The sequence below is a fragment of the Dehalococcoidia bacterium genome (assembly GCA_030018455.1).
Lineage (GTDB): Bacteria > Chloroflexota > Dehalococcoidia > DSTF01 > JALHUB01 > JASEFU01.
On sequence record JASEFU010000003.1, the window covers coordinates 54,716 to 81,302 of the forward strand.

Consider the following 26,587-nt stretch of genomic DNA (forward strand, 5'->3'; position numbering starts at 1 on the left):
CCTTTTACGTCTACCAGTATCGGCGACCGAGCGCTTCCGGTGATATGAGGGAATGCACTTAATAGGACGGCCGCAAGCGCTGAAGTGGGGCGCCGCCGCCACTGATGAGAACCGTGTTGGGCAGTCGCGCCGCTCGTTTTTCTCCACGCGGACGCGGGACAGGCGCATCGCAGTCTCTATTGATGCTTCTCGAGGGAGATGACCAGTCCCTCCTCGAACACGTTCTTAAGGGAGATCTCGAATTGCTGGGGGTCCACTCTTGTGCTACATTAGCTGAGGCCTTCCGGCGGAGAACGGCATGGAGGCGCCGACGTGACGGCGGCCCCGGACATCCTGAGAAGCGAGCGTGAAGCGCTGCGGCTCCTGTTCGAGCCGCTGCGGCCGCTGGTCGGCTTCGACGCTGTTGCGGCCGTCCTCTGCTTCGAGAAGCAGGACTACCCCCTCCTTTTCACGACAGGCGCCGTAGACCAGGGGTTTGCCGAGGCCCTGGCCGACGACCTCGTCGATAGCGTTCGCCGGTTCTCGGGCGACTCTCATGCGGGGTGCGCGAGAGGGCCGCTGCAAATCGTCCCGCTAGCCAGGGACAAGACGCCCACAGGCCCGGCGTGGAAAGGCCCCGCCCTGTCATCGTTGGACGCGCCGCTCATCGTAAAGGGAAGGGTGATGGGCCTGGTGCGGGTGATCGCGGCCGGGGAGAACGCTTTCGAAGGCGAGAAAAGTACTCTCGTCTACGCCGCCGCCCACCAGGCATCGTCCCTCCTCGAAAGCCGCGACGAGGCCCGAGCGGATGAGAAGGAGCGGTCGCAGTCGCTCGTCGACGGGCTGGAAGACGGCGTGATCGTCCTTGGCAGGGACATGCGCCCGTTGCTCCTCAACAAGGCGGCGAAGAAGCTGCTGGACGCCTATTGGGGCCGAGGCGCCACGAGCCTCGAGCAGACGCCCCTGGCAGCCCTCGCACAGCAGGCGCTGGAACAGGGAGGGGACGCCGTCGAGCAGGAGTTCGTGATCGGCGAGGACAGCCAGCGGCGCCTCTCGGTGAGGGCTACGCTCCTCGACGAAGCGGGCGGCGAGGGCGGCATCCTGCTGGTCCTGCGCGACGTCACCGAAGAGCACCTCATGCAGGAGCGCCTCCTCCAATCGGAGAAGATGGCCAGCGTCGGCCAGCTCGTCTCGGGCGTGGCGCACGAGCTGAACAACCCCCTCACGGGCGTCACCGGCTTCGCCCAGTTGCTGCTGGCTCGGGACCTCGACGCCCAGACGCGGCGCGACGTCGAGACCATCTACGGCGAGGCGCAGCGGGCGGCGAAGATAGTGGAGAACCTGCTCGCCTTCGCCCGGCGCCGAAAAGCGCAAAAGGGGCTCGTGGACCTGAACGCCCTGCTCGAACGCGTGCTCGAGCTGCGCAGCTACGACCTGCGGGTGAAGAACATCGACCTCGAGCTGGACCTCGACCCGCGCCTTCCGCGCACCATGGCCGACCCCGACCAGATCCAGCAAGTCTTCTTCAACATCATCACCAATGCGGAGCACTCCATGCTGAGCGCGCGCGGCAAGGGAAAGCTGCGCGTGCGCTCGCGAGCCGACAAAGGCTTTGTGCGGCTGACGTTTGCCGACGACGGCGTGGGCATACCGCCCGAGAACGTGCGCCGCGTCTTCGACCCCTTCTTCACCACGAAGGAAGGGGGACAGGGGACAGGGCTGGGTCTCACGATATCTTACGGGATAATTGATGAGCACGGCGGCCGCATACGGGTGGAGAGCAGGCCGGGAAAGGGCGCCGCTTTCACCGTCGAGCTGCCCATTGTGAGCGGGCCGGAGTTGCCCGCTCCGGAGCCGGAGACCCCGCACGCGGCGCCCGTCGAGGTCAGCAGGCGTATTCTCGTGGTCGACGACGAGGAGAGCATCCTGACGCTGCTGACGGACGTGCTGACTGGCGACGGGCACCGAGTCGACAGGGCGCGCAACGGCGACGAAGCGGCGGCGCTGCTGGCGAAGTACGCCTACGATCTCCTCATCACAGATATCAAGATGCCCGGCATGAGCGGCCAGGCGCTCTACCGCCACGTGAAAGAGATGGACTCGGAGCTGGCGAAGAATACCGTCTTCATCACCGGCGACACGGTCAGCGCCGAGACCCGCACCTTCCTCCAGCGCATCGATAACCCCTGCCTGCCGAAGCCTTTCAGCATCGGCGACGTGCGGAAGGTCGTGAGGCAGATCCTGGGAGAGGGCAGCTAAGCCGAGAACGCGCCGGATTCTTCCGTCAGCGCATCAGGACGATGCGGCGGAACTGCTCCAGGTGGCGCCCTTCCTCGTTGCGCCAGCGCTCGCGGATGTAACGCATGAAGTTGGGGTCGTCCCCGAACTGGCTCTTGTGCTGCGCGAGCGCCTGAAGCTTTAACTCCATGACTTCTGTTATGTCAACGCTGAAGTTGGCCTTGTCGAACGCCCAGATGTACAGCTCGCTCACTTTGTGCGGCTCGAGTCCCTGCTCCATGTGTTCGGGGAAGTTCCAGCGGTCGCGGGCCGCAGGATAGACGGCGTCGACGGCTACGAGGCCGGCGCAGCGGTGGTCGGAGTGATTGATGAAGCTGTCGCGGATGATTATCGATTCCGGGTCGTGGGTGAAGACGGCGTGAGGCCGGATCTGTCGAATATAACGCACCACATCGCCGAGGAGCTGTCGGTTGTAAGTGAGTTCGCCGTCCTCGTAGTTCAGGAAGAAGACGTCTTTCACGCCCAGAACACGGGCCGCCGCCCGCTGCTCCTCCTGCCGTATCGCCGCCAGCCTATCGGGGGTCATGTTCGGGTCGCTGCTGCCCTTGTTCCCGTTCGTGCAGATGAGGTAGTAGAAGTCCCAGCCTTGTCGCGTCCAGGCAGCGGCGGTGCCGGCGCACCCGAACTCGGTGTCATCGGGGTGAGCGGCCACCGCCAACGCCCTCCTGCGCCCTTCTCCGGGGCCACCTTCTGCCTGCGTCAATCGCTCCTCCCCAAGCCGTCCTGAGACCATTCTAGTCGCCCCTCTGAAGAAATGGCAACAAACCGAATCTGATGGGCGGGCAGATATTGACAAATCTGTTCTGCCGGTGGTAACGTCCTAGGACAGAACATGTATTCGCAGCCAGGCTGAAAGGGGGCGTCATTTGAAGGAACTCTCGGTCAAGCAGCGAAAAATACTCGAATTCATACGCCGGTTCATAAGGGAACGAGACTATCCGCCCAGCATTCGCGACATTCAAATAGCCTGCGGCATAAGCAGCACTTCTGTGGTGGACTACAACCTCAAGGCCCTGGAGCGGATGGGGTACATACGCCGCGACAAGGAGATATCCCGCGCCATAGAACTTCTCGACGGCTCCGGGCGGCGGCCCCGCTTTGTGCCCGTCCCCATCGTAGGGCAGATCGCAGCCGGCCGGCCGATCCCCGTGCCCGAGGAGACAGCGGACTACTCGGACACCGTCGAAGTGGACGAGAGCGTGCTCCGGGGGAAGGAGCGGGTGTACGCGCTCACGGTCAAAGGCAACTCCATGATCGACGCGCTCGTCAGCGACGGCGACGTCATCGTCATGGAGCAGACGAGCAGCGCCGACGACGGGGACATGGTCGCAGTGTGGCTGAAGCGCGAGCAGGAAACGACGCTGAAGAAGCTGTACCACGAGGGGGAGCGCATCCGCCTTCAACCGGCCAACGAGGCAATGGAGCCAATCTTCACCGAGCCGGAGAACGTGGAGGTGCAGGGGAAGGTCCTGTACCGGTTGGGACGCGGCTTCTAGCGACCCATCTCCGTCTGCGAAGACAAAGGCGTCGCGTTCCGCCGCACTTGACCGTCCCCGCCATCCTCTCGGACACTGTCCTCATATGGCGGACGCGATCCTCGCTATCGAAGACCTGCGCACCTACTACTACGCCAGCGACGGCACCGCGAAGGCGGTCGACGGCGTCAGCCTGAGCCTGCGCCGCGAGAGCACCCTCGCCGTCGTCGGCGAGAGCGGGTGCGGCAAGACAACTCTCGGCCTGTCGGTGCTCAATCTCATCCCTCACCCCGGCCGAATAGTCTCCGGGCGCATCCTGTTCGAGGGAAGCGACATCGTGAAGATGGGCGGCGAGCAACTACGGGAACTGCGCGGCAGCCGTATCGGTATGATCTTCCAGGACCCGGTCAGCGGGCTGAACCCCGTCCTCCCCATCGGCGTCCAAGTGGAGGAGATCATCACCGGCCACACGTCTCTATCGAAGAAGGAGGCGCGGCAGCGGGCGCTGCAGGCGCTGCGGGAATCCGGCCTGCCGAACGCCGAGCGCCTCATCCGCATGTACCCGTTCCACCTGTCAGGCGGCATGTGCCAGCGGGTGATGATCGCGATCGCCACCGTGCTGCGGCCCACGATCCTTATCGCCGACGAGCCCACGTCCGCCCTCGATGTGACCGTGCAGGCGGGGATACTGGAGCAGTTGAACCGTCTGCGGCGCCAGGGAATGTCGCTTCTGCTCATCACGCACGACCTGGGGGTCGTCGCCCAGATGGCGGACGACGTGGCGGTGATGTATGCGGGGCGCATCGTCGAAGAAGGGACGGCGGAGCAGGTGTTCGGCAACCCGCGGCACCCCTATTCGTGGGCGCTCCTCCAGAGCCTGCCCCGCGTCGACCAGATCAGGAAGCCGCTCATCCCCATACGGGGCGCGCCGCCCCAGCTCACTGAGCTGCCGGACGAATGCGCCTTCGTCCCCCGCTGCCCCAAAGCGACGACCGCCTGCCGCACACAGCCGGCGCCGCCCCTGGAGGAGATATCTCCGGGGCACAGGGTCGCCTGCTTTAACCCCGTCTATTCGGAAGACTGACGGAGAGCGGAGTCAGCGCCTTGGGGCGACCCGCTGCGGGGGCGCCGGCGGACGCGACACCTGCGCCAGCTCGCTCAGGAGGACATCGAGCGCCGCCTCGCCCTCTCCCGGGTAGACGCCGCGCTTTATCGCGCCGTCCGCTTTCAAGAGGCAGTGGTACGCCCTCTCGAGCTGTCCCATGTTGTAGCGGTTCGCCTGCTCCAGCACCTTGCGAAGGGCGAAATCGGAGTTGATGTTGAGGCGGCGCCCGACTTCCGCCGGCGACAGGTGGGCCAGCGTGAGCTCCTTGGCCATGATGAGGTGACGGTACTGGCGGACGATCATGCTGAGAAGGTAAGTGGGCGCTGCCCCCTCGTTCCGTAGTTGTTCGAGCAGTCGTGCGGCGTGCCCGCTGCGGCCCTCGATCACGGCGTCCACCATCGCGAGCACGTTGGCCTCCCGCGCCGAGCTTACGAGCAGGCGCACGTCATCCTCGACGATCTCCCTGCCGGTCGCGTAAAGCTGGAGCTTCGTCAGCTCCTGCGTCAGGACTCGCAGATCGTTCCCAACGAGCTCGGCGAGGAGCGCTATCGCCCCGCTGGAGATGCGCACGTCCATGTCACGCGCGCGCCGAGCAAGCCAGCCGGGCACGTCCCTCTGGCGGAGCGGTTGGAACTCGCGCGTCTCCGCGAGGGGGGCGAGCAGCCGGAGCAACGGGTTGGAGGCGGATATCTTCCCGTCGATGAAGACGAGGACGGTGGTCGGCGGCATCGCTTCCAGTGCGCTAGCGGCGTTCTTCCAGGCCACCATCTCCTCCCGCGAGCCCTTTCCCCCACGCCGCCTGCCGCTTCCCCGTCCCGTTTCGAATCGATCGAGCAGACCCTCGACGATCACCAGACGGTGGGCGCCGAGGAAAGGCACGGTGTTGCAGTGAGCGAGCAGCTCCTGCGGCTGGAGGGTGCGCCCGTCGAGGCGCGAGGTGTTATCGGCGAGCATGCCATCGCTATCGAGGCGCGACTTGAGCGCCGCCAACTCCTCGTGCAGGGAGAACTCATCGCCGCCGTAAAACAGGTGGATCATTGCGGTCTAAAGCGTGGCAGGACTGGGCCGGGGGCCGCTCCGAGTGCGGGAGGCCGTCACTTCGACGCCGGCTCCTCCGCGCTCGACAACGACACCTTGACACAAACGCGGCGCGATTTCCTTCTTCGGTCCCTCAGCCGGTCAACCAGGCGGAACACCGCGAACTCAAGACCCAGCTTTCGGCGCAACAGGGCCTCAACGTGCCGTACTGCGGCATCCGAAGCATCCACCGAAGCCTGCGCCGGCACCCATTCGCCTGTAACCTTCCCAAACCGCTTGCAGGGCGCGATGTTGACGCGCGGGTTGTTGCGGATCCGTTTGACTTTCCCCGAGTCGCCGACGGTCCAGACGTACAGGGCATCGCCTTCCTGGGCAAACCAGACAGGGGTCTTCACACCGACGCCGCTCTTGCGAAACGTCTCAAGGCTTAAGAACCGCTCATCCTTGAATCGGGCGAAGTCCCCCTTTTGCATTGTCCCTCCTGAGGCGCCTTACCACCTTTGACGTCAGACGGGCTGGAATGGAACGGCGACTGCCCTGCGCCTTCGCCGGCGGATTTCTGGCGGGAGTGGGTAGGAGTCGAACCCACCCAGGACAGCGTAACTGCCCCGCAACGGTTTTGAAGACCGCAGGGCCCACCGGGACCCATCCACCCCCGCGTTCGCGACGCTACTCGCTGAAGTTCTCGCTTATGTACTGGTCCGCCCGGATGGCGGCCGTCGCGCCGTCGCCGGCGGCGCTCACGATCTGGCGCGCGGCGTTCCGGCGGACGTCTCCGGCGGCAAAGATGCCGGGAATCTCCGTCTCCATCCACTCGTTCACGAAAACGCGCCCACCCTCGTCGAGCCTGAGCCGTCCGCCCAGGTAATCGGTGCTCGGCTGCTGCCCGATGAATACGAACACGCCCGCCACGCTCAACTCCGATTCAGCGCCTGTTTTCACGTTGCGCAGCCGCACCCCCGTCACCTGTTCATCGCCTGTTATTTCCGTGACCACGGTGTCCCAGATGAACTGCATCTTCGGCTCGGCGAAGGCGCGCTCCTGGAGGATCGGCGTGGCGCGGAGCTGATTGCGGCGATGAATCACGTAGACCTTCGATGCGTACCGACTGACCGTAAGCCCTTCGTCGATTGCCGAATCGCCGCCGCCCACGACCGCGACCTCCTGGTCTTTGAAGAAGGCCGCATCGCAGGTAGCGCAGTAGGAGACGCCACGCCCTGTGAGCCGCTCCTCACCAGGCACGCCAAGCCTCCGATACGCGGCGCCGCTTGTAAGTATAACAGCTTTCGTTATGTAGTCTCCATCGCTCGTGTGCACCACGTGAAGCCGGCCGCTGCTTGTGATTTCGGTCACCTCCGCGAACACGACGCTCAGCCCGTACTTCTCGCCCTGCGCCTTCATCGCCTGAGAGAGGTCAAAGCCGTTGACGCCGTCGGGGAAGCCGGGGTAATTCTCGACCGTGGCAGCGAGGGCAATCTGGCCTCCCGGAATCTCTTTCTCGATGAGGAAAGCGCAGCGCCTCGCGCGGGCGGCGTATATCCCTGCCGCGAGCCCGGCCGGCCCCCCGCCGATGATCACGACGTCGCATTCCCTTGCCACTTGTGCCGCATCCCCGCCCGTCAGCAAGGATTCGCTGCCGGGCCGGCAGCGAATCCTCCGCCCGTGGGCTCACGCAAGACTTAAGATGCCAGTACGGCGTCTAGCTGCCGCTTGAGGTCTGACTTAGGCCTGAACCCGATCACCTGGCCGACGACGCTACCGTTCTTGAATATCATCAGCGTAGGTATGCTCCGGATCCCGTAACGCGAAGCGGTCACGGGGTTGTCGTCAGTATTGAGCTTCACGAAGCTTACCTTGCCGGAGTAGTCGCCCGCAAGCTCTTCAACGATAGGCGACACCATGCGGCAGGGCCCGCACCATGGGGCCCAGAAGTCGACCATCACCGGCAAATTGGATTTCAGGACATCGCGCTCGAACGTCGAGTCGCTCACTTCTTTGACGGCTGCCATCCCACTCTCCTTGGTCTTTACAGGGTTCACTTCCGACGCTGTTTATGCTAACATACCCCCAGGGGGTATGTCAACGCAAATGGATGAGACGGCGGAAGAGCGAAAAGACAAGGCCATTCTGCGGTTGCGGCGCATCGAGGGGCAGATCCGCGGCATACAGAAGATGCTACAGGATGGGCGCGAGTGCGAAGAGGTGCTGACGCAGCTCATGGCAGCGCGCAGCAGCATCGATCAGGTCGGCGTCCTGCTGATGGAGAGCCACATCGAAGACTGCCTGTTCCAGGACTTGGCGGCGGCGGACCCGGCTCGACTGCGCGAACTGAAAGAGACGCTCAAGACGTGGACGCGTTTCGGACTCCTGCCCGGCGCTTCCTCGCCGCTGGGAGAACCCTGACCGTACCGCTCACTTCCTGGGGATCGTCGACAGCGCTTCGAGTATGCCCGCGCCCACGGCCTCCCTGGCGATCCGCAGGGCGTTCTTGAAGGCTTTGGCGTCGCTGCGGCCGTGGGCGGCGATCACGATGCCGTTCACCCCCAGCAGCGGAACACCGCCGTATTCCGAGTAGTCGAGCCGCCGGATGACGCCGCGAAGGGAGTCGCTGAGCGCCAGCGCCGCCAGGCGGTTCCGGAACCCTTCGCCCAGGACCCGCTTCAACTGCGACAGCACGAACTCCACCGACGCCTCGCTCATCTTCACCGCCACGTTGCCCGTGAACCCGTCGGTGACGACGACGTCCACCATGTTGCGCGCGATGTCCTTCCCCTCGACGTTGCCCACGAAGTTGAGGTTCGCTTTCTTTAGTTTCGGGTAGACGTCCTGCGCCAGGTCGTTTCCTTTGTTGTCTTCTTCGCCGATGTTGAGCAGTCCGACGCGCGGCCGGCTAATCCCGAACATCCTCTCCATGTACGCCGAACCCATGTAGGCGAACTGCACCAGGTACGACGGCTTGCATTCGGCGTTGGCGCCGGCGTCGAGGAGCAGCACGCCGTGCTCGGTCGAAGGCAGGAGCGCGCCGATCGCCGGGCGGTGGATGCCGGGAAGACGGCCGAGGTTCAGCAGCGCGGAGGCGACAAGCGCCCCCGTATTCCCGGCGGAGACGACCGCGTCCGCCTCGCCGCTCTTGAGCATCCTCATGGCGACGTTTATGGAGGCGTCGCGCTTCTGCCGCACCGCCTGCGTCGGCGGCTCGTCCATGGCGATGATCTGGCCGGCCTCGACGATCTCCAGCCGCGGCGCGTCCGCGTGGCGCGCCAGCTCGTTCTCGACCACGTTGCGCGGCCCGACGAGGGCGATCGGAATCCTGAGCTGTCTCGCCGCCTCGACGGCGCCGGCGACGGCCTCTCCCGGCGCGCGGTCGCCGCCCACGGCGTCAAGCGCTATCAACGCCGCCTCCTTTTCTGCCCGGCCATGGCGACAAACACCATCCTCTGACTCCGCGAATCGAACGGGTCGAGGTCGTACGAACCGTAGAGGGAAATCTGCTCGAGGCCCGCCTCCTTCAAAATCAGTTCCATCTCGAACCGCTGCGGATAGCGCATCTCGAACGTTGCGATGCGGCGGCGCAGCGAGCCGGCTTCGCCCCATTCCTCGTAGATTTGCGTGACATGCTGCGTCTGCTTTGCGGGATCAGCCTCCACGCTGACGTACTTGCTGACCAGCACGCCGTCGGGGCGCCGCCTCGTCCATTCTAGCACCAGCGCCCGCGCGCCCGGCTCCCACTCCTGCGCTTCAAGAACCGGAATGTCGATGACGGCCACGCCGTCAGGCAGCAGATGCTCGCGGACACGGCGCAGGGTCTCGATTTGCTCCCGCTGCCCGGGGAGGTGCAGGAAGCCACCGAGGGCGCAGAACGCCAGCCCGAATTTCTCATCGAGCGAGAAGCCGGCCATGTCCGCCTTAACGAGACGCAGCCCCGCGGTCCGCTGCTCTTCCGCCTTGCGCCGCGCGATCGCCAGCATCGCCTCCGAGGAGTCGATCCCAACGACCTGGAAGCCCGCCTGTGCCAGCGGGAGCGCCAGCCGCCCTGTCCCCACGCCCAGCTCGAGGACGGGGGCGTCGGCGCGGCGGGCGAAGTTCTCGTACAGATCGAGATCCCCCAGGAAGCCGTCGAGGTCGAGGTCGTAGTAGTCGGCGATGACGTCGAAGGGATCGGAATTCGTCATGCTGGAGAAGCCAGGAAGTGCTCGCGTATCCGCTCGCGGAGCGCGGCGTCCGTCTGAACATCTATCGCCGTCATCGCCAGCGCCTTCGCGGCATCGATGAGGCCGCGGTGCCCCTCCTCGGACGCGGCGAGACGGGCGAAATCGGGTGTGTGGATCACAACGCCGCGGGGCGCGATGGCGATGGAGGGGTGAATGGTGGGCGCAACGAGGCTCACGTTGCCCATGTCCGTGCTGCCCAGCCCCCGCAGCGTGGCGGCGTCGCCGACCTTGCGGCCGAGGCGGAGCAGGTTCTCCTTGCACGCCTCCGCCAGCGGCCGGTTCAGGCGCAGCGGCGCGTACTGCACGTCCGCCCAGTGGTACTCGAGACGCGCGCCTGTCGCCTCCGCTCCCGCGCGAAAGCAGGCGATCACTTTCTCCTTCAGCTCCTCCAGGTACGTCTCGTCGAAGGCGCGAACCAGGAAGGTGGCGGCAGCGTGCCCAGGAACGACGTTCGGGACGCGGCCGCCGTCGGTGATGATGCCGTGGATGCGGGCGGTGTCGCGTATGTGCTGGCGGAGGGCGCTGATGGCGTTGTAGGCGATGATGACGGCATCGAGGGCGTTGACCCCCGTCTCCGGCCGCGTGGCGGCGTGCGCCTCTTTGCCGAAGTACTCGACGTAGAGGGTGGCGCAGGCGAGGGCGCCCGTGAATACGGCGTTGCGCGACCCGGGGTGAAAGAGCATGACGGCATCGAGCCCATCGAAGGCGCCGCGTTCGGCCATTATCGCCTTCCCGCCATGGATCTCCTCCGCCGGAGTGCCGATGACGACGACGCTCCCGCCTGTCTCCGGGAGCAGCCGGGCCAGTGCGACGGCGGCCCCCGTCGAGCTGGCGGCGATGATGTTATGGCCGCAGGCGTGGCCCAGGCCGGGGAGGGCATCGTACTCGGCGAGGAAGGCGACGCGCGGCTCGCCTTCGCCTGCCACAGCCCGGAACGCGGTGTCGAGGCCGCAGAACGCCCGCTCTACCTGGAAGCCGTACCGTTCCAAGTATTCGCACAGCCACTGCGACGCCTTCTCTTCCTGGAAACCGACCTCCGGGTTCCCGTGGATGCGCAGGCTCAGCTCGACGAGGTGGTCGCGCTCCGCCTCCACCGCCTCGATGGCGCGCTGCTTCAGCTCTTCTTTGTCAGGGGACGGCATATCGAACTCCGCGATGGGTTGAATTGTAGGAGCGGGCCGCGAGCGCCGTCAAGGAGACGCGCACCCGGGGCCGTTGTCATCGTGGCCGAGGCGTTGTATGATGACAGCAGAACCGAATAGCGCTCGGGAGCTGGGGGATTCCTTCCGTGGAAGGATGCGCCCGGCTGAGAGGGCGGCCGTAACGCCGCCGACCGTTTGAACCTGATCTGGATAATGCCAGCGTAGGGAGGGCGGAATGTCGAATCACGCTACCTGTACCGGCCGTAGTCTCGGCGAGGTGCCCGTAGCGTTTTCTTTTGCCCGCGGCCGATGCGCACCGTAATGACGATTGCAGGCTCCGACTCCAGCGGCGGAGCGGGCATTCAGGCCGACCTGAAGACGTTCGCGGCCATGGGCGTCTACGGGACGTCGGCGGTGACGGCGATCACGGCGCAGAGCACGCTCGGCGTTCACCGCGTCCAGGCGATGGCGCCCGACCTGGTCGCGGCGCAGATCGACGCGGTGATGGACGATATCGGCGCCGACGCCGTGAAGACGGGAATGCTTCCGAGCGCGGGCATCGTCGAGATCGTGGCCGACAGGGTCCGCGAGCGCTCGCTCGCAAACTTGGTTGTCGACCCGGTCATCCGCGCGGGCAGCGGGGAGCCGTTGCTTTCGAAGGAGGCGCTGGTGACGCTGCGGGACACGCTCCTGCCGCTCGCCCTCGTCGTCACGCCCAACCTCGCGGAGGCGGCGGCGCTGACCGGCGAGGAGGTGCGCGACTTCAAGGGGATGCGGGCGGCGGCGGCAAAGATCGCGGCGATGGGCGCGAAGAACGTCGTCGTCACCGGCGGCCATCTGGAAGGACCGGCCGTCGACCTCCTCTTTGACGGCAGTGAGTACCATGAGCTGGCGGCGCCCCGCGTCGACACGGCGAACACGCACGGCAGCGGTTGCACCTTCGCCGCCGCCATCGCCGCGTCGCTGGCGAAGGGGCTCGACGTGCGGCAGGCGGTGGTAACGGCGAAGGCTTTCGTGACGAAGGCGCTTCAACAGTCGTATGCGGTGGGAAAGGGCAGCGGCCCCGTCCACCAGTTCTTTCGCTACTGGCAGGATAGCGGAACTTGAGGGGAAGACCCCGGGAGGCCGAGATGTCCCAGGGAAGACGGAGTAGAGACGGCGCGAAGACGCAGATGCATTACGCCCGGCAGGGCGTCGTGACGGAGCAGATGAAAGCCGTTGCCGAGAAAGAGAGGCTGGAGCCGGAGCTCGTCCGGCAGGAGGTGGCGCGCGGACGCCTCGTCATCCCCGCCAACGTTAACCACGTCAGCCTCGACCCTATCGGCATCGGCGCGGCCGCCAGCATCAAGATAAACGCCAACATCGGCAACTCAGCCGTCTCCTCCGATATCGACACGGAGCTCTGCAAGCTGAGGGTATCGATTAACTTCGGCGCCGACACGGTGATGGACCTCAGTTCCGGCGGCGATATCGACGCCATCCGGCAGGCAATCATCAAAGAGAGCACGATCCCCGTCGGCACCGTGCCCATTTATCAGGTGGCCGCCGAGCTTGACCGCATGGAGGACATGACAACGGAAGACCTGCTGGGGATGATCGAGCACCAGGCGAAGCAGGGGGTCGATTTCATGACCGTGCACTGCGGCCTCTTGCGGGAGCACCTGCCCCTCGCGCAGAAGCGGGTGACCGGCATCGTTAGCCGCGGCGGCGGACTGCTCGCGTTGTGGATGCAGCGCCACGAGCGCCAGAACCCGCTGTACGAGCGCTTCGACGATCTGTGCGAGATCGCCCGCAAGTACGACGTCACGCTGAGCCTCGGCGATGGTCTCCGCCCCGGCTGTCTGGCCGACGCCAGCGACGAGGCGCAGTTCGCCGAGCTGCGTACGCTGGGCGAGCTGACGGAAAGGGCGTGGGCAAGAGATGTGCAGGTCATTATCGAGGGGCCGGGGCACATCCCGCTCAATCAGATAGAAATGAACGTGAAGGCCCAGCAGGAGATCTGCCACGAGGCGCCGTTCTACGTGCTGGGGCCGCTCGTCACCGACGTCGCCCCCGGCTACGACCACATCACGTCGGCGATCGGCGCCACCGTCGCCGGTTACCACGGCGCCAGCTACCTCTGCTACGTCACGCCGAAGGAACACCTGGGGCTGCCCGACCTGGAGGACGTGCGCGTAGGGGTCGTCACCTACAAGCTGGCGGCCCACGCCGCCGATGTCGCCCGCGGCCACAGGGGCGCCCGCAGCCGCGACGACGAGATGTCGCGCGCGCGCTTCGCCTTCAACTGGGAGCGGCAGTTCGCTCTCGCCCTCGACCCCGAGACGGCGCGCCGCATGCACGACGAAACGCTGCCCGACGACTACTTCAAGAAGGCGGAGTTCTGTTCCATGTGCGGCCCAAAGTTCTGTCCGATGCGCATTACTAAAGAAATGGCAGCCAGGAACCGGCAGGAAGAAGGGGTGAGGAGTGATTAGTCAGGAAGGTCGCCCGTATGCGGTCCTCCAGAGTGACAGAACGTATAAACGCAAGAGCGCTTGAGTTGCTTGAACAGCATCCGGAGGGGCTGCGCTGGTCAGAACTGCTTGCAAGCATCCAGGCATCTGATCCCAGCTTTCATCCGAAGACGGTCAACGGATGCGTTTGGAAACTTGCCGGGAGGTTTCCTGACAAGGTCTACAAACCATCTAAAGGGCTCTTCCGTTTGCTGAAATACAGATCGGCCGGAGTGGACACGCCTTGACAAGAAAACGGGTCCTCGCTGGCAAGATCAGGAATCTCGAAAAGAAGAGCGTAAGCGGCGCGCAGGCGGAGCGGCAAGAGGGAGGCCGGCGGCCATGACCTTCATCTACCCCAAGCACCAGGCGATCCTGGCGGCGGCGGCCGTTATCGTGCGGGATGACTGCGTCCTCCTGCTGGAAGACCGCTGGGGCCGCTGGGGACTGCCCTCAGGTTTCATCGAGGAGGGGGAAACGCCCGAGGAAACGGTCGCGCGCGAGATCCGCGAGGAGTTGGGCGTGGAGAGCGAGGTCATCGGGCCGCTCCGGCCGGAGCTGCGATGGGACGGCCCCGAGGACTCGCGCTTCCTCCTGTTGCACTACGCCGTGCGTCTCCTCGGCGACGACTTCACCCCCAACGAGGAAGTGGTGCAGCACCGGTGGGTGCCCTTCGGCGAGCTCACGGAGTACAACGTCTGGCCCAACATCGCAAACGTTTGCGCCGATTACCGGCGAACAGCGCAGCTTTAGGGGCCGCGAAGGCGGCCGTGGAGGCGACACATGGACGACTATCTGGAGATCGCAGGCAAGAAGTTCCGCTCGCGGCTGCTTGTAGGAACGGGGAAATACCGCACGGCAGAGGAGATGGTCGCGGCGCTCGATGCGTCCGGCGCCGAGATCGTAACGGTTGCGATCCGCAGGCTCGACCTCGATAACCCGCAGAAGGAGACGCTGCTTGACCAGATCGACTGGAAGAAATACACGATACTTCCCAACACCGCCGGCTGCCGCACGGTAGAAGAAGCCCTGTTCACCGCCCGTCTCGGCCGGCAAGTCACCGGCTCGGACTGGGTCAAGGTGGAGGTCGTGCCCGACCCCAAGTACCTGCTCCCCGATCCCGTCGGCACGCTGGAGGCGGCGAAGCAGCTCATCAGCGAAGGCTTCGTCGTCCTGCCGTACATTCACGCCGACCCCGTGCTCGCGAGGAAGCTGGAGGAAATCGGTTGCGCCACGGTCATGCCCCTGGGCTCCGCCATCGGCTCAGGCCAGGGGATCCTCACACAGGAAGAGATACAGATCATCATCGAGCAGGCAAACGTGCCGGTAGTCGTCGACGCCGGCCTCGGCGCCCCTTCCGACGCGGCGCTGGCGATGGAGATGGGTGCGGACGCCGTGCTCATGAACACCGCCCTCGCCGAGGCAGGCGACCCCGCGCTCATGGCCGACGCCGTCCGGAAAGCAGTGGAGGCGGGCCGCCAGGCTTTTCTTGCCGGCCGCATGCAGAAGCGACGCTACGCTTCCGCCAGCAGTCCCATAGAAGGAATACCCCAACGTCCGACCATGTCAACAGGAGGCCCAGCATGACGAGCTTTGTCCCCAGCCGCATGGGACGCCTGCGGCTTCCCACCCTCTGCTTCATCAGCGACCGCCACCAGTGCCCTAATGGGGAACTCGAGCCCGTCCTGCAGGCGGCAATCGACGGCGGAGCGAACGTCGTCCAGCTCCGCGAGAAAGACCTGCCGGCAGGGGAGCTCTTCCTTCTCGGCATGACCATGCGGCGGCTTACACGGGGCAAGGCCCTCCTGCTGCTGAACGACCGCTGCGACGTAGCGCAGGCCTGCGGCGCCGACGGCGTCCATCTGCCCGAGAGCGGGCTCCCCACTTCCATGGCGCGCTGGATCCTGGGGCGGCACGCCCTCGTGGGCCGCTCCGTCCACGACCTCGATGCGGCGCAGCAGGCGGAACGGGATGGCGCCGACCTCGTGCAGTTCGGCCCCATATTCCCCACTTCGTCGAAGCCGGACGCCAAGCCGGTGGGGATAAAGGCGCTGCGGGAGGTCGCCACCTCGGTATCGATCCCCGTGCTCGCCGTCGGCGGCATTACCTCTGAGAACGCCGCCCAGGTCATCGAGGCGGGGGCGAGCGGGATCGCCGTCATCTCCGCAATTTGCCGCGCGGAAGACCCGAAGGCGGCCGCAGAAGCGCTTGTGGCGGCGACAAACGAGGCCTGGTTGAAGCGGATGGGAGAGACGAAGGCAACTGCGTGAAATGATTACGCTCACCGTCAACGGAAGGCCGCGTGAGCTGGCGGCTGAGACGGACCTCGCGAGCTTTCTGCGCGACCTGGAGATAGACATTCGCGCGGTCGCCGTCGCGCATAACGGCGAGGTGGTGCCGCGTGACAGCTACGACGACCTGCGGCTGCGGGACGGCGACTCGCTGGAGATCGTGCGCATGGTCGGCGGAGGATAGCGGTGAACGGGAGCGCATCACCAGACGTGGTTGTCATCGGCGGGGGCGTAATCGGCTGTTCCATCGCCTACTATCTCGCCTGCGAGGGCGCGCGCGTCACCGTCCTCGAAAAGGGTGATATCGGCGGCGAGGCCTCCTGCGCCGCAGCGGGGATGCTCGCTCCGATGGCGGAGGCGAGCGAGGGCAGCCCCTTTCGCGACCTCGGCATCGCGAGCCTGCGCATGTTCGAGGAACTGGCGCCGCGGCTCCGCGAAGAGAGCGGGGTCGACATCGAGTACCTGAAGTCGGGCATTCTGCGCGTTCCTCTTAGCGACGCCGAGGCCGAGAGCCTGCGAGAGCTGGCGCGCCTCGATCTGCCCCTCGAGCTGCACTGGCTGGAGCGCGACGAACTGAGGACGCTGGAGCCGGCGGTCTCCCCCGCCGCGGTGGGAGCCCTCTATTCGCCCGAAGAGTGCCAGGTGAACGCCGACCGTCTGGTGCGGGCATTTGCGCTGGCGGCGGAGAGGCGTGGCGCAGTCCTCAGGAGAGAGACTCGGTTCACCGCAGCCGAAATCGACAGAGGGCACATAACCGGCGTCCGCACCACGGGTGGGAGGTTTAGCGCAGGTCATGTGGTGTTGGCCGCCGGCGCCTGGAGCGGAAGGCTCGCCTCCGCTTTCGGCTGCTCGCTGCCCGTCTTCCCCGTCCGTGGGCAGATGATGGCGCTCCCTGCTTCCCGCTCGATGCCCCGCTACATCATTTGGGGAGAAGAGTGCTATTTAGTGCCGAAAGCGAACGGCCTACTTTTCGCCGGCGCTACCACCGAAAAGGTGGGATTTCGCAAGAAGACAACGCGGAAGGGGCTGGCGGACATCAAGAGAATGTCGGCGGCGCTGGCGCCCGTGCTGGGCAGCATCTGCCCGGCGGACGCGTGGGCGGGCTTCAGGCCAGGATCCGGCGATGGCCTGCCGATTCTCGGGCCGGTGCCGGACCGGGAGGGACTCACCGTCGCGACCGGCCACTACCGCAACGGCGTCCTCCTCTCGCCGATAACCGGACGGCTCATCGCGCGCTCGATTCTCGACGGCTCCTCGAACGAGGCGCTCGCTCCTTTCAGCCCCTCCCGCTTTCTCTGACGCCCTTCCCCGCCGCCGCTTCGAAGAGCACTTTCAGCCACTGCGCCGCCGCCTTAACGTCTTCCGCCTCGCAAACCGCGCTTATGACCGCCGCGGCGTCGGCCCCGGCTTCGGCGACGCGCGCGATGTTGCCCTCGTTTATGCCGCCGATGGCGACGACCGGCACGCGCACCGCCGCCTTCACTTCCGCCAGCCGCTCGAGGCTCGCCGGCCGCGTCACCCCTTTCGTCGCCGTCGGGAAGACGCTGCCCACGGCAACGTAGCCAGCGCCGTCCTTCTGCGCGCGGCGCGCCTCCTCCACGTTGTTCGTCGACACCCCGATCAGGAAGTCTTTCGGCGCCATGCCCTTGACTTCGGCGGCGGGCAAGTCTTTCTGGCCCAGGTGCACACCGTGGGCAGACGCCGCCAGCGCCAGGTCGAAGTGGTCGTTGACGATAAGCAGCGCGCCGTGCTCCTCACAGAGAGACCTGACGGCCCGCACCTCCGGGAGCTGGACCCCTTTCTCCCGCGTCTTGTCGCGCCACTGGATGACGCGCGCCCCACCCTCGAGCGCCTGCCGCGCGACCTCGACGGCGTCGCGCCCCCGCGTCTGCTCGGGGTCGACAATCACGTACAACCCTCTGATTTGCGCCGCGTTCATGGGTTTCCGCTACGGCGACCCCGGCCCGCCGCTTTCGTAAATGACACGCAGGAACTCATTGTAGAACGCCGCGTTCACGTCCACCGGCTCCGCCAGCGCGCCGTATTCGATGAGCGCGTCGTGGAGGCCCTGCCACTGCTCCTCCGTCTGCCAGCCGATGCCGTGCTGTGCCGTCACGTCCGAGTCCGCCGCCTCGAGCTCGGCATCGAGCATGAAGCGCTGGTGCTCCCGCTCCTCGCCGCTCGCGTACTTGAGAACGATGTCGACCGCCTCGTCCCGATTGTCGCGCGCCCACTCGATGCCGCGCAGCGCCGCCCGGAGAAAGCGCTCCACCGTCTCCGGGTGCTCCCGCATGTAGCCTTCCGACGTGACGTAGGTGAGGCCGAGCGTCGGCATCCCGTAGTCGGATGCGCGGAAGACGTTCACCTCTTTCCCCAGCTTGCGGCGGATGATGTCCGGCTCGTTGGAAAGGAACACGGGGTAGACGTCTACGCGGCCTTCCACCAGCAGTTGCGGCGGCTGGTAGCCGACGTTCACCTCGTTGACGTCGTCAAGGGTCATGCCGTTCGCCTTGAGGATGGCGAGCAGGTCCGGGGGCACCGTACCGCGGTAGCCTACCGTCTTGCCTGCCCAGTCCTTCGGGTCATCCAGGCCCGAATCGGCCAGCGTGACCCATCCCTGCTGTCCCGTCTGTCCGATGAGGGCGACGGCGACCAGCGGTATGCCGGGGTCGGCGACGCGCTGGAGCACGTTCGCGGCGTCGGCTGTCGTGAACTGCACGTCGCCGCTGAGCAGGAGCTGCACGTGCTGCCCGCCGCCGGTGGAGTGCTGTATTTCCACCTCCAGCCCCTCCTCGCGGAAGAAGCCCTTCTCTTTCGCCACGTACGCGCCGACGAAAGGCAGGTTCGCCTGCGCCTTGAACCCGGCCATGAACGTGACATTTTCGATAGCAGGCGTCGAGGAAGTGGACGCCGCTTGTTCCGTCTCTTCCTCACCACAGCCCAACAGGAACAGGAGAGGCAACGTCGCAAACAGCAGGGCGAAAGACCGTAGAAAGGCGATAGTCCGCATCATGCGCTCCTACATGCTAATGCTTGATTCGTGCCAGAACAACAGCCGTCGCTCGAGAAACGAGGTGATCACGTACAGGCTGACTCCCAGCGCCGCGAGCGACACTATCGCCGCGAACGCCATCGGCATGTCCAGATTGCTGTTCGACACCTGGATCACGCGCCCCAGCCCGTCCTGCCCGCTGAACCACTCCGCCACGACGGCGCCGATCACGCTCAGCGGTATCGACACCTTAAACGCGGCGAAGAGGTACGGCAGCGAGCTGGGGACCCGCAGCTTCAGGAACACTTCCCAGGGAGAAGCCGCGAGCGATCGTAGCAGATCGAGCGCCCAGGGGTTGACGGAGCGGAAGCCGATGACTGCGTTCACCATCACCGGAAAGAAGACGATGAGCGCGGCGATGAACACCTTCGGCAGGAGGCCGAACCCGAACCAAATGGCGAGCAGCGGCGCAATCGCGACGATGGGCGTCACCTTCACCATGATCGCCACCGGAAACAGGCTCTTCTCCAGAAAGCGCGAGTGGGCCATGAAAACGGCGAGCAGCACGGCCACGCCCGCGCCCAGCGCAAAGCCGAGCATCGCTCCCATAAGCGTGACGCCGCCCTGTCGCAGGAAGAAGAGCGGGTCGTCCACGAGGCAGGCGCCGATGGCCGAGGGCGCCGGGACGAGGTACTCCGGCACGTCGTCCAGGCGCACCCACGACTCCCACGCGGCGACGGCCACAGCGAGCGCCAGCGCCGGCGGCAGGAGAGCGGACAGCAGGCTAGACGGGCTTGATTGCCTCATTCAAGCGCTCCGTTTGTTCCTTCAGCAGGGCGCGCAAGCGGCCCGCGTAGTGCAAGAACGCCGCGTCTTCCTCGATCCCCTCGCGGCGGGGGCGCGGCAGATCAATGTCGACTACGTCCCGCACAGTGCCCGGCGACGGGGAAAGGACAACGACGCGGTCCGACAGAAGCACTGCCTCCGGGATGCTGTGGGTAACGAAGAGCGCCGTCTTTCGCGGCCCGCCGTCGCCTGTCCCCTGCCAGATGCGCAGCAACTCGAAGCGCAGCGACTCCCTGGTGATCTCGTCGAGGGCGCCGAACGGCTCGTCCATCAACAGAAGCGGCGGGTCGAAGACGAGGGCGCGGGCCAGCGCCACCCGCTGCTGCATGCCGCCGGACAGCTCCCAGGGGTGATAGCGCGCGAATTCGCTCAACCGCACCACCTCCAGCAGACGCTCCACGACCTCGCCTCTCGCGGCGCCGTCGCCGCCGCCCACTTCCAGCGGCAGGCGGACGTTGTCGCGCACGGAGCGCCAGGGCAGCAGCGACGCCTCCTGGAAGACGTACCCGATCCGCTTGTTCCGCTGAGCCAGGCGCGGCGGGCTGCCCGCGATCTCGATAGCGCCGGACGTGGGTTCCAGCAGGCCACCGATCACGCGAAGGAGCGTCGTCTTGCCGCAGCCGCTCGGCCCGATTATCGAAACGAATTCGCCCGGCGCCACTTCGAGATCGACCCCATTGAGGGCGAGGACTTCGCCCCTGTCGCTCCTGAAGACTTTGGCGATATTCCGGACCGACACATGAACGGGGGCAGCCATCGCTGTTGCTTTCCCAGGCGCGGGGGCCTTGTCGGCGCAGCCGCCAGGCCATAACATACGGCTGGGGGCCGGGACAGCCCGCTCTCTCACCGACTCTCACCCGAAGGCGACCGATTTGAGTATTATTGTACTCCCTCCTGCAAAGTCCAGGCCCTCGCCCGTTGAGGCCCTCGCCGCACCGCAATGAGCCCGGTTGCCGGAGGAAAGCGCGTTATCGCCATCATTGGAGGGACGGGGCCCGAGGGCCGCGGCCTGGCGCTGCGCTTCGCGGCGGCGGGCGAAAGCGTGATCATCGGTTCGCGCAGCGCCGAACGGGGCCGGGCGGCGGCGCAGAAGGTAAGGGCAGCGCTTCCGCATGCCGACGTGCGCGGCGCCGACAACCGGTCAGCGGCGCGCGAAGGCGAGATTATTGTCGTTACCGTCCCCTATGAGGGCCAGAGGCCCACGCTGGAGGCCCTGCGGGAAGAATCGCGGGGCAAGGTGGTCATCACGACCGTCGTCCCCCTCGCGGTGACGAAGGCGGGCGTCGCCGTCCTCGGCGTCGATGAGGGCTCGGCGGCAGAGCAGGCGCAGACGCTGCTGCCGGAAGCGGGCGTGGCAGCGGCGTTCCAGACCGTCAGCGCAACGCAGCTTGCGGCACTCGAACGGCCCGTGGAAGCGGACGTCATCGCTTGCAGCGACGACGCGGTTGCGAGGGACACGGCAATAGCGCTTGCCGAAGCGATACCGGGGGTGCGCGCGCTCGACGGCGGCCCGCTGCGAAACGCGCGCTACCTGGAGCATATGACGGCGCTCCTTCTGGTGCTGGGCCGGCGCTACCGGGCGCATCCCAGCGTAAGATTCACGGGAATCGACAAGTGAACGATTCGACAGCCACGCCTTTGGACAGCGCCGAGGTGAGGATCATCGGGGTGAGAGGCATCCCCGAGGTGAAACCGGGCGACGACCTGGCGGGACTGATCGTGTCGGCGGCGGAGCGCCAGGGGACGCCGCTCCAGGGCGGCGACCTGCTCGTCGTCACGCAGAAGGTCGTCTCGAAGGCGGAAGGCCGGCTGGTCGAGCTGTCGACGGTCGAGCCGTCGGACTTCGCCCGCCGCTTTGCCCGCGAGTGGGGCAAGGACGCCCGCCTCATGGAGGTGGTGCTGCGGGAGACCCGCCGCATCGTGCGCATGGACCGCGGCTTGCTCATCGTCGAGACGAAGCAGGGCTTTGTCTGCGCCAACGCCGGCGTCGACAGCTCGAACAGCGGCGGCCGGGGCCTTGTCACGCTTCTCCCGGAGGACTGCGACCGCTCGGCGGAGACGTTGCGCTCGGAGATAAAGCTGCGCTCGGGCGCGGAGGTCGCGATCATAATCTGCGACAGCTTCGGGCGGCCCTGGCGGGAGGGCATCGATCAGGTGGCGCTGGGAGTCGCGGGAATAGCGCCCCTGCGCGACTACGGCGGCGAGCGCGACCCCTCCGGCTACGAGCTGAAGGTAACGCAGGTCGCCGTCGCCGACGAACTCGCCTCCGCCGCCGAGCTGGTGATGGGCAAGCTCGAACGCATTCCGGCGGCGATCGTCCGCGGCTACCGGGCGCCGCCGGGGCCGGGCAGCGGCCGCCGGTTGCTGCGGGGGCCGGAGACGGACCTGTTCCGTTGAGTCCCGAACTACGACAGATGCCAGAGCGCGACGCGCCGCCGGCCGCCGAACTCCGGGCGGAGCCTTCCCCCGTGCCGGGGGTCAGCCGCAACGTATTCGTGCTCGGGTGGGTCAGCCTGGCGTCGGATATCGCCAGCGAGATGCTGTACCCGCTCATCCCAATCTTTCTCACGGTGACGCTTGGCGCGCCCGTGGCCTTCCTCGGCCTGATCGAGGGCGTCGCCGAGGGCACGGCGAGCATCATGAAGGTGGCCTCGGGCTGGTACTCCGACCGCCTGGCGCTGCGCCGCCCGCTGGTCGCCGCCGGATACGGACTGTCGGCGCTCGGCAAGCTCCTGCTGGCGACGGCGTTCCACTGGCCGCAGGTGCTGTTCGCGCGCGCCATTGACCGGTTTGGGAAGGGGGTGCGCACTTCGCCGCGCGACGCCCTCATCGCCGACTCGTCACTGCCGGAGGCGTACGGGCGGGCGTTCGGGTTCCACCGCGCCGCCGATACGGCGGGGGCGGTGCTGGGGCCGCTCATCGGCCTCGCCTTTCTGACGATAGCGGGCGAGGACAACCTGCGGCCGGTCTTCCTCATGGCCGCGGTCCCCGGCATCGCCAGCGTGGCGCTGATCGCCTTCGTGCGCGACCGTCGCTGGCCGCCGCAGCCGACAAGGCAGGTGAAGGGCGGCCCCCGGATCGACCTCTCAGGCGCGAGCGCGGTGTTCTGGATGTTCCTGGGCATCAGCCTGCTGTTCGCCCTCGGCAATTCCAGCGACACGTTCCTGATCCTGCGCGCGAACGACCTCGGTCTGAGCCTGACAATCGTCATACTCATGTACGTCGTGTACAACACGAGCTACAGCCTGCTCTCGCTGCCCGCAGGCATCGCCGCCGACAGGGTGGGCAAGCGGACGCTGGTGACGGGCGGCTTCTTCGTCTACGGGCTGGTGTACCTGGGGTTTGCGCTGACCGGACAGGGGAGCGTCTTGTGGCCGCTGTTCCTGACCTACGGCGTGTACATGGCATTCACCGACGGCCAGGCGCGGGCGCTGGTAGCGGAACTGGCGCCGGAGGAGAAGCGAGGCACGTTCCTCGGACTGTACCACACGGGAATCGGGCTGATGGCGGTGGCGGCGAGCGTGCTGGCGGGCGTGTTGTGGGACGTGGTCGGGAAGCCGGCGCCGTTCTTTCTCGGCGCGTCGACGGCGTTCGCGGCCGCCGCCCTCATGCTGCTCCTTCCGCGGCAGAGGGCGATTCATTCGTGGGGCCGCTGACGCCCCCGTGGCGGGCAACCCGCCTGTGGGCAGGCAGGGATGCCCGTCCTATTCAACCGACGGCAGTTGCCCGCCCGATGTAGAGGAGGGCTTCAGCCCTCCACTTCTTCGCACCGACGGCAGGCGTATCACACATACGGGAAGCCGATGTTAGTGCAGGGACGTGGAAGGCTAAAGCCTTCCCCTACATTGTGGAGACGCTCGCCTGTGCGGATGATGAAGGGGGGCCCGCCGCTACGATTTCCACGTTCGCTTCAGGAGGCGCAGCCAGTTCTCGTGCGTGGCCTTGCGCAGCGCCGCCTCATCGTACCCCCGCGCGCGCAACGCCTCGATCAACTTCGGCAGGCCGGTCACGTCCCCCAGCTCGAGCGGCATGACCGCGCCGTCGAAGTCGGAGCCGAAGGCCACATGCTCGACGCCGATGCGACCGGCGATGTAATCGACGTGACGCACGATTTCGGTAATCGGCGTTTCCGCGTCCGGCCGGCCGTCCGCGCGCAGGAAGCCGACGTGAAACGCAACGCCGATCACCCCTCCCGACTCTCCGATGGCGTCGATCTGCCTGTCCGTCAGGTTGCGGCTCGATGGGCAGAGCGCGTGGGCCGCGGCGTGGGTCACGACGAGCGGCTGATCGGAAAGGGCGGCGACGTCCCAGAAGCCCTGCTCGTTCAGGTGGGCGAGGTCGACCACAACGCCGAGCCGGTTGCACTCGCGCACGAGCTCCTTTCCCCGTTCGCTCAGCCCGGGGCCGGTATCGGGAGAGCCGGGGAACTTGAAGGGAACGCCGGTCCCGAACGCGTTCGGGCGGCTCCAGACGATGCCAAGCGAGCGAAGCCCCGACTGGTAGAAGATGTGGAGCGCTTCGAGCTCCGGGTCTATCGCGTCGGCGCCCTCAAGGTGCAGCACGATGGCGATAACGCCCCGCCGCAGGCACGACGCGACCTCTCTCGCCGACCGCGCCACCTTGACCTTCCCGCCCGACTCCGCCTCCAGCCGGAAGGCGCTCGCCATGACGGAAACAGTCATCTGGTGGGCGTACGCCGGGTCGAGCGGCGGCGGCAAGGGCAGCTCGTAGCCCGTTTCGGTGAGCAGGAGGTCGAATTCGGCAGGGTCACGTGACGTCGGGTCGGCGGGGACGCAGACAGCGAAGAAGCCGCCGCCGAAGCCGCCCTCGACGGCGCGTGGCAGGTCGAGGTGGCCGTGCTCGCTCCGTTCGAGGAACGAGCGCTCCTCTTCGGGCTTGGGGAACCGTATGTCGACCAGGGTATCGTTGTGGCCGTCGAAGACGGTGTCCGCGGGTATGCCGGCCATGTCGGCGGTCAGGGCTCGCGGAGGACGGCGCCTGTGCTCGCGCTCGTCACCAGACTGGCGTAGCGGCGGAGCCAGCGGCTCGGCAGTTCTCGCTGCGGCGGCTTGACCTCCGCCAGACGCCTCTCGATCTCGGCATCCGGCAGGTCGACATCGAGGCGGTGGTTGGGGATATCGATGTGCACGACGTCGCCGTCGCGCAGGGCCGCGATCGGCCCGCCCGCCGCCGCTTCCGGCGAGACGTGCCCGATGCAGGCGCCGCGGCTGCCGCCCGAAAAGCGGCCGTCCGTTATCAGCGCCACGCTCTCGCCCAGCCCGCTGCCGACGATGTTGGCGGTGGGAGCGAGCATCTCCCGCATGCCGGGGCCGCCCCTCGGGCCCTCGTAGCGGATGACGACCGCCTCTCCCGGCTTCACGCCGCCGCGCAGGATAGCCTCGTTCGCCGCGTCCTCGGAGTCGAACACGCGCGCCGGCCCGCTGAAGACGCGCATCGACGGGTCGACGGCGCCCGCCTTGACGATCGCGCCCTCCGGCGCCAGGTTGCCGAAAAGCACTGCCAGCCCGCCCGTCTCGCTGTACGGGTCGTCGAGCGGGCGTATGACCTCGCGGTCGCGCACCTCCGCCCCGGCCACGTTCTCGCCCAGCGTGCGCAGGGTCACCGTCTTCTGGCTGAGGTCGAGGACGCCCGGCTTGCGGCTTATCTCGTTCAGTATGGCGCTGATCCCGCCCGCGCGGTCGACGTCCTCCAGGTGGACTGTGGAGGCGGGGGCGACCTTGCAGATGTGGGGGACGCGCGCGGCGACGTCGTTGATGCGGTGGAGCGAGTAATCGATGCCGCCCTCATAGGCGAGCGCGAGCGTGTGCAGCACGGTGTTGGTCGAGCCGCCCATCGCCATGTCGAGGGCGAAGGCGTTGTCGATGGCCTCCGGCGTGACGATGTGGGACGGCCTGAGGTCGGCCTCCAGCACGGCCATTATCTGCTTCCCCGCCTGACGGTAAAGCTCACTGCGCTCCTCGCTATCGGCGAGGACGGTGCCGTTTCCGGGAAGCGCCAGGCCAATCGCTTCCGAGAGGCAGTTCATGGAGTTGGCCGTGAACATTCCGGCGCAGGAGCCGCAGCCGGGGCAGGCGAACCGCTCCAGCTCGCGGAGCTGCTCCTCGCTGACGCGGCCCGCGGCGAGCCCGCCGACCGCTTCGAAGATGTTGATCAGGTCGGCGTGGCGGCCTCCGGGGAGCACTCCCGCGCGCATCGGGCCGCCGCTGACGAAGATGGTCGGGATGTCGAGGCGCATCGCCGCCATCAGCATGCCGGGAACGATCTTGTCGCAGTTGGGGATACAGACCATGGCGTCGAAGCAGTGGGCGGCGACCATCGTTTCGACGCAGTCGGCCACGAGCTCGCGGCTGGGCAGTGAGTACTTCATCCCGAAGTGCCCCATGACGATCCCGTCGTCGACGGCGATGGTGTTGAACTCGAAGGGCACGCCGCCGGCCTCACGTACCGCCTCCTTGACGATGCGTCCGACCTCCTGGAGGTGCACGTGGCCGGGCACGATGTCGGTGTAGGAGTTGGCGACGGCGATGAACGGCTTATCGAAATCGGCCTCGCCACGGATGGCGCCGGTGGCGCGCAGCAGCCCCCGGTGGGGCGCCCGCTCGAACCCTTTTTTTATCTGGTCGGAACGCATTTGCCGCCTCTCTAGCCTGTGAAGTCTGTATCGTCTATCTTACGCCCGAGAGAATGTAGGATCGAC

28 protein-coding genes, 1 tRNA gene and 1 riboswitch are annotated in these 26,587 nt (G+C 66.5%); of the genes, 14 read left to right on the plus strand and 15 right to left on the minus strand.

Features of this window, described 5'->3' with window-relative positions; translation table 11 throughout:
• Nucleotides 1-312 precede the first annotated feature (312 nt).
• Nucleotides 313-2,238 carry an ATP-binding protein gene (locus tag QME71_05500; GenBank protein ID MDI6857752.1) on the plus strand — a complete coding sequence of 642 codons (1,926 nt, stop codon included), beginning with the start codon at nt 313-315 and terminating at the stop codon, nt 2,236-2,238.
• 25 nt (nt 2,239-2,263) lie between these two features.
• On the opposite strand, the gene QME71_05505 is transcribed toward QME71_05500, so the two are convergent.
• Nucleotides 2,264-2,980 (minus strand): PIG-L deacetylase family protein, encoded by a 717-nt coding sequence (locus QME71_05505; protein ID MDI6857753.1) that lies wholly within the window; start codon nt 2,978-2,980, stop codon nt 2,264-2,266.
• A 163-nt stretch (nt 2,981-3,143) separates the two neighbouring features.
• Here QME71_05505 and lexA point away from each other — a divergent pair, with 163 nt between their 5' ends.
• Together lexA and QME71_05515 are read left to right on the plus strand one after the other, a co-directional pair.
• Complete coding sequence (gene lexA / locus QME71_05510; protein MDI6857754.1) at nt 3,144-3,773, plus strand: transcriptional repressor LexA; 630 nt, start codon at nt 3,144-3,146, stop codon at nt 3,771-3,773.
• Nucleotides 3,774-3,858: 85 nt separating this feature from the next.
• Nucleotides 3,859-4,836 (plus strand): ABC transporter ATP-binding protein, encoded by a 978-nt coding sequence (locus QME71_05515; protein ID MDI6857755.1) that lies wholly within the window; start codon nt 3,859-3,861, stop codon nt 4,834-4,836.
• 12 nt (nt 4,837-4,848) lie between these two features.
• Here QME71_05515 and holA read toward each other — a convergent pair whose 3' ends face one another.
• The 5 genes from holA to trxA form a co-directional block, all read right to left on the minus strand.
• Nucleotides 4,849-5,895: a DNA polymerase III subunit delta gene (holA, locus tag QME71_05520; GenBank protein ID MDI6857756.1), complete on the minus strand. Its 1,047-nt coding sequence runs from the start codon at nt 5,893-5,895 to the stop codon at nt 4,849-4,851.
• A gap of 56 nt (nt 5,896-5,951) precedes the next feature.
• Nucleotides 5,952-6,368, minus strand: a complete 417-nt coding sequence (locus QME71_05525) for a PPOX class F420-dependent oxidoreductase (protein MDI6857757.1) — start codon at nt 6,366-6,368, stop codon at nt 5,952-5,954.
• Between the two features lie 87 nt (nt 6,369-6,455).
• A tRNA-Sec gene (locus tag QME71_05530) sits at nt 6,456-6,552 on the minus strand.
• A 12-nt stretch (nt 6,553-6,564) separates the two neighbouring features.
• On the minus strand, nt 6,565-7,494 hold the full coding sequence (gene trxB / locus QME71_05535) for a thioredoxin-disulfide reductase (protein MDI6857758.1): 930 nt from the start codon (nt 7,492-7,494) through the stop codon (nt 6,565-6,567).
• An 80-nt stretch (nt 7,495-7,574) separates the two neighbouring features.
• Nucleotides 7,575-7,904, minus strand: a complete 330-nt coding sequence (gene trxA, locus QME71_05540) for a thioredoxin (GenBank protein ID MDI6857759.1) — start codon at nt 7,902-7,904, stop codon at nt 7,575-7,577.
• A 79-nt stretch (nt 7,905-7,983) separates the two neighbouring features.
• Between trxA and QME71_05545 the strand changes: the two genes are divergently transcribed.
• The gene (locus QME71_05545) at nt 7,984-8,298 is read left to right on the plus strand and encodes a metal-sensitive transcriptional regulator (GenBank protein ID MDI6857760.1); all 315 of its coding nucleotides are present in this window, start codon (nt 7,984-7,986) and stop codon (nt 8,296-8,298) included.
• Between the two features lie 9 nt (nt 8,299-8,307).
• Here QME71_05545 and plsX read toward each other — a convergent pair whose 3' ends face one another.
• The 3 genes from plsX to QME71_05560 are packed head-to-tail and all read right to left on the minus strand — an operon-like array spanning nt 8,308 to nt 11,248.
• Nucleotides 8,308-9,288: a phosphate acyltransferase PlsX gene (gene plsX / locus QME71_05550; protein ID MDI6857761.1), complete on the minus strand. Its 981-nt coding sequence runs from the start codon at nt 9,286-9,288 to the stop codon at nt 8,308-8,310.
• Nucleotides 9,285-10,067: a class I SAM-dependent methyltransferase gene (locus QME71_05555; GenBank protein MDI6857762.1), complete on the minus strand. Its 783-nt coding sequence runs from the start codon at nt 10,065-10,067 to the stop codon at nt 9,285-9,287. Before QME71_05555 ends, plsX begins: the two co-directional genes overlap by 4 nt.
• Nucleotides 10,064-11,248 (minus strand): M20 family metallopeptidase, encoded by a 1,185-nt coding sequence (locus tag QME71_05560; GenBank protein MDI6857763.1) that lies wholly within the window; start codon nt 11,246-11,248, stop codon nt 10,064-10,066. The genes QME71_05555 and QME71_05560 overlap by 4 nt, the downstream gene beginning before the upstream one ends.
• Before the next feature lie 113 nt (nt 11,249-11,361).
• Nucleotides 11,362-11,493, plus strand: a riboswitch (TPP riboswitch).
• A gap of 76 nt (nt 11,494-11,569) precedes the next feature.
• On the opposite strand from QME71_05560, the gene thiD reads away from it, so the two are divergent.
• The 7 genes from thiD (at nt 11,570) to thiO (ending at nt 17,330) form a co-directional block, all read left to right on the plus strand.
• Nucleotides 11,570-12,355, plus strand: a complete 786-nt coding sequence (thiD, locus tag QME71_05565) for a bifunctional hydroxymethylpyrimidine kinase/phosphomethylpyrimidine kinase (protein ID MDI6857764.1) — start codon at nt 11,570-11,572, stop codon at nt 12,353-12,355.
• 23 nt (nt 12,356-12,378) lie between these two features.
• A complete protein-coding gene (thiC, locus tag QME71_05570; protein MDI6857765.1) occupies nt 12,379-13,722 on the plus strand; it encodes a phosphomethylpyrimidine synthase ThiC in 1,344 nt (447 codons plus the stop codon).
• A 360-nt stretch (nt 13,723-14,082) separates the two neighbouring features.
• Complete coding sequence (locus tag QME71_05575; protein MDI6857766.1) at nt 14,083-14,493, plus strand: NUDIX domain-containing protein; 411 nt, start codon at nt 14,083-14,085, stop codon at nt 14,491-14,493.
• A 30-nt stretch (nt 14,494-14,523) separates the two neighbouring features.
• Nucleotides 14,524-15,327 carry a thiazole synthase gene (locus QME71_05580; protein MDI6857767.1) on the plus strand — a complete coding sequence of 268 codons (804 nt, stop codon included), beginning with the start codon at nt 14,524-14,526 and terminating at the stop codon, nt 15,325-15,327.
• Nucleotides 15,324-16,010: a thiamine phosphate synthase gene (thiE, locus tag QME71_05585; GenBank protein ID MDI6857768.1), complete on the plus strand. Its 687-nt coding sequence runs from the start codon at nt 15,324-15,326 to the stop codon at nt 16,008-16,010. The genes QME71_05580 and thiE (QME71_05585) overlap by 4 nt, the downstream gene beginning before the upstream one ends.
• Before the next feature lies 1 nt (nt 16,011).
• Nucleotides 16,012-16,215: a sulfur carrier protein ThiS gene (gene thiS / locus QME71_05590; protein ID MDI6857769.1), complete on the plus strand. Its 204-nt coding sequence runs from the start codon at nt 16,012-16,014 to the stop codon at nt 16,213-16,215.
• A 2-nt stretch (nt 16,216-16,217) separates the two neighbouring features.
• On the plus strand, nt 16,218-17,330 hold the full coding sequence (gene thiO, locus QME71_05595) for a glycine oxidase ThiO (GenBank protein ID MDI6857770.1): 1,113 nt from the start codon (nt 16,218-16,220) through the stop codon (nt 17,328-17,330).
• Here the strand turns inward: thiO and thiE (QME71_05600) are convergent.
• The 4 genes from thiE (QME71_05600) to QME71_05615 are packed head-to-tail and all read right to left on the minus strand — an operon-like array spanning nt 17,308 to nt 20,626.
• Nucleotides 17,308-17,970: a thiamine phosphate synthase gene (gene thiE / locus QME71_05600; GenBank protein ID MDI6857771.1), complete on the minus strand. Its 663-nt coding sequence runs from the start codon at nt 17,968-17,970 to the stop codon at nt 17,308-17,310. The genes thiO and thiE (QME71_05600) overlap by 23 nt on opposite strands.
• Before the next feature lie 9 nt (nt 17,971-17,979).
• Nucleotides 17,980-19,041 (minus strand): ABC transporter substrate-binding protein, encoded by a 1,062-nt coding sequence (locus QME71_05605; protein ID MDI6857772.1) that lies wholly within the window; start codon nt 19,039-19,041, stop codon nt 17,980-17,982.
• Nucleotides 19,042-19,050: 9 nt separating this feature from the next.
• A complete protein-coding gene (locus QME71_05610) occupies nt 19,051-19,830 on the minus strand; it encodes an ABC transporter permease (GenBank protein MDI6857773.1) in 780 nt (259 codons plus the stop codon).
• Nucleotides 19,808-20,626, minus strand: a complete 819-nt coding sequence (locus tag QME71_05615; protein ID MDI6857774.1) for an ABC transporter ATP-binding protein — start codon at nt 20,624-20,626, stop codon at nt 19,808-19,810. The genes QME71_05610 and QME71_05615 overlap by 23 nt, the downstream gene beginning before the upstream one ends.
• A 183-nt stretch (nt 20,627-20,809) precedes the next feature.
• Between QME71_05615 and npdG the strand changes: the two genes are divergently transcribed.
• Genes npdG through QME71_05630 form a run of 3 tightly spaced genes read left to right on the plus strand, consistent with a single transcriptional unit; the run spans nt 20,810 to nt 23,525 of the window.
• Nucleotides 20,810-21,487 (plus strand): NADPH-dependent F420 reductase, encoded by a 678-nt coding sequence (gene npdG, locus QME71_05620; GenBank protein MDI6857775.1) that lies wholly within the window; start codon nt 20,810-20,812, stop codon nt 21,485-21,487.
• On the plus strand, nt 21,484-22,266 hold the full coding sequence (gene cofE / locus QME71_05625) for a coenzyme F420-0:L-glutamate ligase (GenBank protein ID MDI6857776.1): 783 nt from the start codon (nt 21,484-21,486) through the stop codon (nt 22,264-22,266). Before npdG ends, cofE begins: the two co-directional genes overlap by 4 nt.
• On the plus strand, nt 22,263-23,525 hold the full coding sequence (locus tag QME71_05630; GenBank protein MDI6857777.1) for an MFS transporter: 1,263 nt from the start codon (nt 22,263-22,265) through the stop codon (nt 23,523-23,525). The genes cofE and QME71_05630 overlap by 4 nt, the downstream gene beginning before the upstream one ends.
• Nucleotides 23,526-23,759: 234 nt before the next feature.
• On the opposite strand, the gene QME71_05635 is transcribed toward QME71_05630, so the two are convergent.
• Together QME71_05635 and ilvD are read right to left on the minus strand one after the other, a co-directional pair.
• The gene (locus QME71_05635; protein ID MDI6857778.1) at nt 23,760-24,836 is read right to left on the minus strand and encodes a dipeptidase; all 1,077 of its coding nucleotides are present in this window, start codon (nt 24,834-24,836) and stop codon (nt 23,760-23,762) included.
• A gap of 8 nt (nt 24,837-24,844) precedes the next feature.
• Nucleotides 24,845-26,521: a dihydroxy-acid dehydratase gene (ilvD, locus tag QME71_05640; protein ID MDI6857779.1), complete on the minus strand. Its 1,677-nt coding sequence runs from the start codon at nt 26,519-26,521 to the stop codon at nt 24,845-24,847.
• Nucleotides 26,522-26,587: the final 66 nt, after the last annotated feature.